We start from the raw sequence: 461 nt of genomic DNA, 5'->3' as shown, positions 1-461 counted from the left end.
CGAGCGTATCGATCGCCACACGGTTTATAATTTCGGTGGCCTTCTTTACGAAGAACAGCACTCAATTCATTTTTAGAAATCGTAACACCTGCATTTTCTAAAATCTCTAGCATATCTTCACTTGTAAGAGATAATGCGATTTTGACTTTTTTCAGCAAAATATTATTGACATTACGATGGCCTTCTTCTGACATTAGAAATGGTTGCGGAGCATTGCCGGTATTTTCTGGTACTCCTCTTTTGGAGCTGATCAAGCCATTTAGAAATGACTCCAACGTCATGTTGTCGATTTCCTTTGCATATTCATTCATCTGCATTTCATCTGTACTATCTTCATTCGTTTTTGTCAGCATCTCTTTTACTTCCGCTCTGTTTGTCTGCAGTCCACCTAACGCAAACATTTCTACAACTGCGGAATCCTTTAGATCCAGCGCATAGCGTAATCTGCTTAAAATATCATT

General features: G+C 38.8%; 1 protein-coding gene. It reads right to left on the bottom strand.

Going from position 1 to position 461, the window contains the following annotated elements; translation table 11 throughout:
• The coding region (locus tag CSV68_RS16610; protein WP_099662668.1) for a YehS family protein at positions 1–461 on the bottom strand (461 nt) is incomplete at both ends.

This window comes from Sporosarcina sp. P29, assembly GCF_002743265.1.
Taxonomy (GTDB): domain Bacteria; phylum Bacillota; class Bacilli; order Bacillales_A; family Planococcaceae; genus Sporosarcina.
Note: the sequence above shows the minus strand (reverse complement) of the source record. Positions and strands in the feature narration are given on the sequence as shown.